This window comes from Bacillus sp. BF2-3 (assembly GCF_008368795.1).
Taxonomy (GTDB): domain Bacteria; phylum Bacillota; class Bacilli; order Bacillales; family Bacillaceae_G; genus Bacillus_A; species Bacillus_A cereus.
Genome location: NZ_QOSA01000042.1, coordinates 1 through 8,432 on the forward strand (window position 1 = coordinate 1; position 8,432 = coordinate 8,432).

The following is an 8,432-nucleotide window of genomic DNA, read 5'->3' on the forward strand; positions in this document are numbered from 1 at the left end:
TAGGACGTCGCCAAGCAACTTTAAGACGAGTCAGAATGACTCGTCTTTTTTGTATGCTTTCATACCTCTATCAATTGCATTTTTAACCCCTTCTAAATAAGAAAGTCCATATTTTTTATCTGGCTCTAAGTAAGTTCCTTCCGCCCACTCGTTCCATGCGTTAATAAATAAAAACTCGCTGTTATAAAAAGAGTAAGTACGATGAATTTGCTTGCTTAAATATATGGTGAACTTTTCAGGGGTAGAACCTACAAAGATGCTGCTATTCGCGTTTTTACGTCGTGCAGTATTATCCCAATCAACAAAAGCCCCGGGAAATGTTTTTTTCTTTGGGAGCGATCGTTGTAATATATACATCCATACTTTATCGTAGTCCCAAACATTTAATTGCATATCAGAATCATATATTACCTTATTTATGTCTGAAGAGCTATCATGGGCAATTGTATAGAAAGGTTCAAACTGAATGCTGGCATCGAATCCATTTATATTAGGTAGTGGAAAACTGTTTAATGTTTCAGCAAAGTATATACCTTTTAAACCATTTTCTCGCGCTAATGCATTCCAGTAATTAAGCATTTTTTCACAATCAGGAATATGTCCTGGACGATAAATAATGAATAGAGGTTTATCATCTATATAAATATATCTCTCATCTTGGAAAGCCTGTAATAAATAATCAAAGTGTTCCTTCCAATCAGATATATCTCCGTAGTCTTGAGGCATTAATATATGTTTATCGAGACCATCCCAAGATTTTGTCCATGGTTCATTTGCCCAAGAAAGACAAAAAGGGAAGTCAGGTTCCTTCATCTTTAGTACCTCATTAAAGGGTGTTTCTAATAGTCTTTTTCCCTTAAACCAGTAATGATAATAACAAAAACCATATATACCGTATGCTTTAGCGATTTCCGCTTGCCACTTTCTTACGGAGGGGGTAGTTAAGTCGTAATAAAAATCTTGATAAGGTTCCCTAGGTTGATAATGTCCTGAAAATAAAGGTTGTGCACTTTTAGTATTTGTCCATTCAGTAAATCCTTTCCCCCACCATCGATCATTTTCTTTAATTTGATGGAATTGTGGTAAGTAAAAAGCGATTATTTTCAAGTTATATCCCCCTCATGTTTTTCGTAGTTCAAGTGTTGGGAAGTTATTCTTGATTTGGTGAAGCAATTTTAAAACAAGAGATATGTTATCTGTTTACTGTCTTTTTATGGTATGTATTGGATTTTTTTAAGCTTACTTAATAAGAGAGTATTAGGTAATTTGATATATAGCTGAAATAGAAAGTGCTTTTCGTCATGGAATTTATTACGTTGAATGAAAGGAATTAAATTTTTTGAAGGACAAAGAGGGCCTGTGGTAATCGATTTACATCATCAAAAAAGTCTTGTAGCTTTAAATATTTCTCATAATGATTTTCAATATAAGTCCTAGGTATAACAGTTTCTCCGTAAAAACTACTATTTCTAACATCTCCTGCACCAGTAGGACTGTGAACAAATTTGCCGTTTTCATAATCCGAGATGGCGCGATGTATATCTGGAAAAGCTTGAGATAAAGTTTTATGCCATCCTGTTTGAATTAATTCAGGATGTTCTTGGAATTGTTGACAAAAATCAAGAAAATAGCGCGCTTGTGTTGTTGCGATGAAGATTCCACCAGGGCGAAGAACTCTTGAAAATTCTTTTACCCAATTTTCGGCAGTTACTTCGGATAAATGTGAGAATACAGAATAAGCGAATATGATATCTAATGAATTGTCACTAATGAATTCTACAGGGGGATGTGGACTTGCTGTTTTATATATCCCTCTTCCTAGTGTTTCATTACAAAGTGTGATCATCGCAGGATCGACATCAATGCCAAGTAAATTTTGATCAGAGGCATCTTTAAATAAGAAGCGTATAATTCTTCCCCATCCGCAGCCGAAGTCTAAAACTTTACTTTCTTTATTCAAGGGAACCCCTAAATTTTGGGCGTATTCTTTTATATGTCTATAAAACAAATATGCTTCGTAAAGAGCATGTTCATAGGAAGCACCTACAAATTGTTTTTGAATTTCTTCAGGAGGAAACCTAGGTACGGGAACCCCATTTATCGTTGTTTGTGAACAACTTTGTATAAATAAATTTAGAAGTTCGACATCAGATAGTGAATTAACAAGATGATCAAAATCACTTCCTAACTTAAATTTATTCATTTGTTAAACCTCCGAATTATATAGTGATTAAACTTTATTTTCTTGCTTTTTACTAATAAAAACATGTAAAAATTCAGCATCTAACCCTAGTGACCTATCCTTTTGTAAATAAACAATGGTATACATGTTTGCGTGTGTATAAATATATTCAATCATATCCTGCCCCCAATCGAACGTTACTAAAGATCCATTCTCATCAATAGGGTTTCCATGATAAATGGGCTCTTCAATATATTCAATCACCTCTTGATTCATTCTTGCTCTTTGCACAGTTTTTGTGAGTGTATGATACCAAGGGACAGTAAATACATGAGCACCGCCAGGTTTTAATACTCGTTCTATTTCTTTAAAGGCTTTGTTTGGCATCATTACATGCTCAAAAACGTCTTGAGTAATGAATAAATCAAAAGATTCATCTTCAAAAGTCATGTCTTCTAAGTTCTCACATCTAATACCTTGAAAGTATTGGCCAAGAGGATAATTTCTAAAGTATTGAGAATAAGTATAGTTTTTACAGTTTTTTAATAGTAGCTGAGTTGTAATTCCTCCAGGAGAGGATTCGTGGATACTATAGGAATCCCATTTTGGAAAAAATGTATGCAAAGCATGGATTAAAGCTCGCTGCCTTGGTATAGAGTTACATGTAGAACATAAATAATGATCTCTAAGCCAATCATTATGCTCTATAAATGTAGCTTTCTTTTCGCAAATAACGCAGTACCCATTATTGTGTTTCAAATTGATTTCCACACGACATCCCTCCTATGTTAAATGCAATCTATTTATGGAAAGTATGATACACGTCAACAATCAGCGAAATCAAAGGGGGAATGGGTGAAAGTTAGGTATTTTTTAAAATTGCGATTAGGAGAAGGGAATAATCAGTTGAAGAGACCCCCCAATCGAATTAAAGTTTCACTTTATGCTATGCGATGCATCAGCTTTTATTCATGGGAAAATGTATAGACTTAAAATATCCCTTTCGTGTATGGGTACATTTCAAAATCCTGTGCGTATATTTCTGTAACTAAATCCATAGTTTCTTTATCATAAAAGCTTTCGTATGTTGGAAATCGTGGGAAGTCTGTATCTGTAATGCTAAGTTCTGCATAGCTCCCTGCATAAATCATCTTGTGTGCGCGATGATGATCTGAATTTGTAAGAAGTGCTAAAGGGGATTTTATCAAATCGTACGTTTGTTCTAGTTTGGTGATTTGTGTATTAAAATCTTCTAAAGGAATATAACATTGGATGAAGTTTTCTTCACCAGGGACGTATTGTTGACTAAAATGTATATCTAACGCTAGAGAATTGGAGCCGAATGCCTGAACGTAATATAAAAATTGTTTAAATGATATTCCTTGATTACTATATTTGTCATTATAAAAATAATGACGGATACTTTCCCATTGAGGGCTAGCATATGGGTTGTCAGCGAGTAATAGAAATGAGCTGACAGCCCTTGTATAGGGATTTCGCACAAGTTTACAAACATCCTTTTTACCCTCTAGAAGACCATTTTGTAACTCGGGTATGTAATTTGTATTGTTCTTATACACCCAGAACTCATAGTAATGAATAAAGTCATTGTATTTCTTTGCTTCAGTAAATAATCCGATTTGAAAAAAGAACCAATTAGCTAACGCGGTGCATCCGCTTCTATGACTCCAAAATAGTATAATCGGAAAGTCTTTATGGTAATGTGGAATTCGATCTTTATGTAGAATTACATGATTTAAAAGTTCTTGATTTATATTTTTCATGAGTTCAGCACTCCTTTTTGGGAAATTTGTGTATGTAGACGTTTTTTTTATGGGTTAAACAAGTGAGGATTGTTTATTAAATATATTCATGGGGATGAGTAAATATTATGAGTGTTTTTGCAGTCAACCTGAATAAGGAAGCTATTCTAAAATGAAAATATAAAATAAAGATAATGAAAATTTATAACAAACATACAATGATAAGAAGATGAATAATCGAAATGATCCAGTTTATTTGTGTATATTTTTAGGTTTGACGACGGGAAAAATTTATTACTAGAGAGATGATATTATGAGGAAGAATAATTATTTAATAGTAGGTGGAAATAGTTTCATTGGTATCAACCTCGCATTGGGTTTATTGGAACAGGGGCAAAATGTAAAAGTATTTTCCAGACATATAAATAATTTTCCTCAAAATATTATAAGTGAAGTTGAATTTATTAAAGGTGATTTAGAAAATGTTGAGGATATATATAAGGCTTTAGTGAATATAGATATTATTATTTATTTAGCTGCGACGTCTAACGTAGCAACTTCAATTGAAGATGTTTTCGGTGATATTAATAGCAGTCTATTTTTTCTTAATTTCATGGAAAGTGTTAAAGATTTTCGTATTAAAAAAATTATATTAGCTTCTTCGGGAGGCACAGTTTATGGTGAACCTGAATATTTGCCTATTGATGAGAAACATCCATTAAGACCACTTTCCCCGTATGGAATAACAAAAGTTTCGCTGGAGAATTATTTGTACTTTTATAAGAGAAAATATGGAATAGATTATGTTGTATGTAGATATTCTAATCCGTATGGAAAATACCAAAACCCCTTAAAAAAAGTTGGGGCGATAAATTGTTTTTTGTACCAGCATCTCAGTAATGAAAGGATTCATATATATGGGAATCCAGAGGAGATTATTAGAGATTATATTTATATCGATGATTTAGTTGAAATTACTATACAACTAGCACAATTAAATCAATTGAAATCTTGCGTATATAACATAGGGAGTGGCAAAGGTCTTTCTTTAAAACGAATTATAGTGGAATTAGAGAAAATAACAGAAAGAAAAGTGGATTTTATCTGTTACAAACAAAAACAAGAGAACGTTCAAAAAATCATTTTAAATATTGATAAGGTAAAACAAGAATTGAATTGGGAACCTAAAATAGATTTTAAACATGGGATTAGATTAAATAAGCTATGGATTGAAGAGTTCTTATATAGTAAAAAATAATAACCCACACTCTACTTGTATATAAGCAGAGCGTGGGTTATTATTTTGCTTCTTTTTCTATAACCCAAAGGTCTTGATGTTCCCACCAAAATCCTTCAGTATACTTTTTGATAATTGGGTTATGGGGTAATAATTTAATTTTGTCACACACGTAAGAGGGACTAACTATCGTTTGTCCGTATTGATTCACATCTAAATCGAATTGTTCACTAGAAGAGAGAAACCAATAGCCCTTTTCATTTAAATTTGGAAACCCGAAGTATTTTTTGCTTTGATAGCCATGGGTTGTGAAAATGAATAAACCACCAGGTGAAACAGCGTTATACAATGTTTGCAGCCAACGAAACCAAGTTGTATCAGGCATATGAGAGAAAAAGGATAGACAAAAAACGATATCGTACGTAGAGGAGTCCAATTTTAACTGTTCAGGCTCAGGATGAGATAATATAGAAGAATTATTTAATTTGTTTTCAATAAAGGAAATAGCCTCTTCGTGTATATCGCAAGCGGTTATACTCAAATTCGCTTGTAGATTTAATAAATGACGTGTTACGCAGCCGTATCCGGATGCAAATTCTAACAATTTAATTGGATTGCCTGTAGGAGGATAAAGGGAAGTAATTAAGTTTAAGAGTATTTGTGCTGAGTTTTGCCCATCTTTAAAGTAGTAATCTATCGCTTCTTTTTTTGATGGGAAGACGGGATTAGTGACAATGAACTGAAAGATATGATCCTCAGGATGGATACTTGCATTTACATTATAGTTGTGTGCGATTTGAGAAATTAAATCTTTATGTTCCTCTATAAAGTCTTTCAAAGAGTATTCCTCCCTTAAGTAATAGTAGCAACTTACTAGAGATATTGATGGCATAGAAAGCACATGTTTAAATTTTTAAGTATGCTTTAAGATGCTTTCTATATGTATACATTTTCATTTTAGAAATGTCGTCGATAGTAAATCTTTCTTTAATGAAATTTTGCATTTGTACAACTTCATTGTAATGGGAGTATGAATCTTCTGTTCTCGTTACGCTATTTAAATGTCGTCTATGATAGTTTAAGGGGGATGGATTGAAGTAAATATCTCCCTCTGTAAGAAGAGAAACATAGAAAAACCAATCACCAGCTATTTTGAACTTCTCTAACTGTTTTTCTGTTTTCTTCATATCTATATTTTTAAAAACTACACTTGAAACATTAGGTATAGTGTTTTTGATAAGTAACGTATCTTGTATTTCTTCGACGCCTTTTCGAAAATAGGGGCCTTTCCATTTTTCTTTATCGATATCATTTGTGTAATTTAAATAATGATTAGCCAATACATTTCCTTGTTCATCAATTTGTTTTGATTGTGTGTAACTTAAGGTAATATTGTTATTTATATAAAACCCCTGTATCACCTCTTGTAAAAATGTCTTATCGCATAAGTCATCGGCCTCTGCGATCCAAATATAATCACCAGTTGCTGCAGAGACTCCTTTTATCCATTGTTTAAATACGGAACCAGAGTTTTTATCATTAATAATCTGTTGAACCTTCAGGTGGGGCTTATTTTCTTTTGAGAGCAGCTTTTTAAAAGTTGATACGCTATGATCAGTGGAGGCATCGTCTAAGAAAATTAGTTCGTAAAGAGGGTAGGTTTGGTTTAAGATTGATTCGATTCGAGCAGGTAAGTATTTTTCATAATTATAGTTCGGTATGATTACACTTATCTTTTTGTAATTATGTTCGAGAAGATCTAGTAATTGATAAATGTAATTAAGAAAATTGAAGTTTTTTTCGATAAGTTCTTGGCCAAAGCTTCCCTTTTGTAATCGTAATCCCTCATCGTGAATAAATTCATATATTTTCTCTAGCATTTTGGGTAAATTTAAAAAATCTACTAAGGCACCAGTTTTTTCTGTAACAACATCTTCAAAACCTCCAGCATTTTTAAACCCTATAACAGGAAGTTTTGCATCTAATGCTTCTAAAACAACACTTGGAAAAGGATCTTCCCTTGAAGTTAATAAGTATAAGTCAGCCCCGGCGTTATATAATCCAATATCGGGAGTAGGATCGACTAATGTGAAATGTGCTTTATATTTAGGGGGCAGTGTATTCAGGAATTGAACGTCCGTTCTCCCTACCCAAATGAAATGAATATCCTTGTGAGTCTTTCGTACTGAGTAAGAGATAAGTGAGAATAAATCTATTCCTTTTCGATAATCTGCGAAGCCTACACCTAAGATAATTTTGCTATCTAGAGGCAGGTTAAGCTTCTTACGTAACTCATTTCTAGCTTTTGCGATATTGTTTTTATAAGGATTGTGGTTAAACAAACCTTGAGGGAGAATGTGACATTTTTGAGGATCCAATTCAGTGATTGTACGAAATTTTTCATATACGTATTGTGAAGGGAAGACAACTTTGTAAGCAAATTCAGCGATGTTTTTAGCTTTCCCTTCAGCAGAGTACTGTTGTATTAAATGCGGTAATTCATGTATTAATGAAACAACTTTTATATTGTGTCTAGCTAGTAATGCAACGATATCGCCACTTATGACAGTGCTACATATGGCGAGGGTAAAATCCTGTGATAATAAATCCTTTATTAATAATTCGACCTTTTCTTCTGTTTGATAACCTTGCTCGAGACAATAAACAGGACCATACTTTTGAAAATCTGGAATTAAAATACCTGATCCAATAGAGATAATTGCAACAGAGTAATCAAAGTTTTCTTTAAGAGCCTTAATAGTATGTAAAGAAAGTAGCTGTGCTCCGTGGAAGTGGGCATCATGGGATACATAAATTATCTTTTTATTAACATGCATTTCATAACGCCTCCTAAGTATATTAGATTTTAAAGGTAAAGAAGAGAAGTGTTTTATTTATAATCTCCCTAGAGATGAGCAGGAGGGAGGACGTACTAAAAGAAAAAATACTATCCTTAATATATATTTACTTGGTCTCACATTCATTCTTTAGAAAAGTATTAGTATTAAGTTAGAGAGTGTAGGCTGCAGATTGTTAGTTTGAATACATAAGTTTAAGAAGTTCTAAGGCTGTGTTAGAAATTAAGACAGGGTAAAGCTTTTATGATTTATAAAATAAAAAAGATAAAAGGTATTGACGGTTGATCTACGGGGGTGTAATATAGAACAAGTCGCCGATGACATTAACGTCGAAAGCGACAAACGAAATAAAAAACTTAGTTGACATTAACTAACGAAGATGTTAACATAAG

7 protein-coding genes are annotated in these 8,432 nt (G+C 33.0%); 1 reads left to right on the forward strand and 6 read right to left on the reverse strand.

Translation table 11 applies throughout. The features are described from left to right. Window positions 1-30: 30 nt before the first annotated feature. From DN401_RS25000 to DN401_RS25015, 4 genes are all read right to left on the reverse strand, one after another. Window positions 31-1,107: a glycosyltransferase WbsX family protein gene (locus tag DN401_RS25000; RefSeq protein ID WP_000690977.1), complete on the reverse strand. Its 1,077-nt coding sequence runs from the start codon at window positions 1,105-1,107 to the stop codon at window positions 31-33. 223 nt (window positions 1,108-1,330) lie between these two features. Further along, window positions 1,331-2,203: a class I SAM-dependent methyltransferase gene (locus tag DN401_RS25005; protein ID WP_001031898.1), complete on the reverse strand. Its 873-nt coding sequence runs from the start codon at window positions 2,201-2,203 to the stop codon at window positions 1,331-1,333. Window positions 2,204-2,230: 27 nt separating this feature from the next. Continuing rightward, the gene (locus DN401_RS25010) at window positions 2,231-2,953 is read right to left on the reverse strand and encodes a class I SAM-dependent methyltransferase (RefSeq protein ID WP_000405121.1); all 723 of its coding nucleotides are present in this window, start codon (window positions 2,951-2,953) and stop codon (window positions 2,231-2,233) included. Window positions 2,954-3,171: 218 nt separating this feature from the next. Then, the gene (locus DN401_RS25015) at window positions 3,172-3,966 is read right to left on the reverse strand and encodes a sulfotransferase family 2 domain-containing protein (protein ID WP_149288012.1); all 795 of its coding nucleotides are present in this window, start codon (window positions 3,964-3,966) and stop codon (window positions 3,172-3,174) included. Window positions 3,967-4,258: 292 nt separating this feature from the next. Here DN401_RS25015 and DN401_RS25020 point away from each other — a divergent pair, with 292 nt between their 5' ends. Further along, the gene (locus tag DN401_RS25020; protein WP_001230820.1) at window positions 4,259-5,203 is read left to right on the forward strand and encodes an NAD-dependent epimerase/dehydratase family protein; all 945 of its coding nucleotides are present in this window, start codon (window positions 4,259-4,261) and stop codon (window positions 5,201-5,203) included. A 40-nt stretch (window positions 5,204-5,243) separates the two neighbouring features. On the opposite strand, the gene DN401_RS25025 is transcribed toward DN401_RS25020, so the two are convergent. Together DN401_RS25025 and DN401_RS25030 are read right to left on the reverse strand one after the other, a co-directional pair. Next, complete coding sequence (locus tag DN401_RS25025) at window positions 5,244-6,020, reverse strand: class I SAM-dependent methyltransferase (protein WP_000651232.1); 777 nt, start codon at window positions 6,018-6,020, stop codon at window positions 5,244-5,246. A gap of 67 nt (window positions 6,021-6,087) precedes the next feature. Beyond that, a complete protein-coding gene (locus tag DN401_RS25030; RefSeq protein WP_000558372.1) occupies window positions 6,088-8,019 on the reverse strand; it encodes a glycosyltransferase in 1,932 nt (643 codons plus the stop codon). Between the last annotated feature and the right edge of the window lie 413 nt (window positions 8,020-8,432).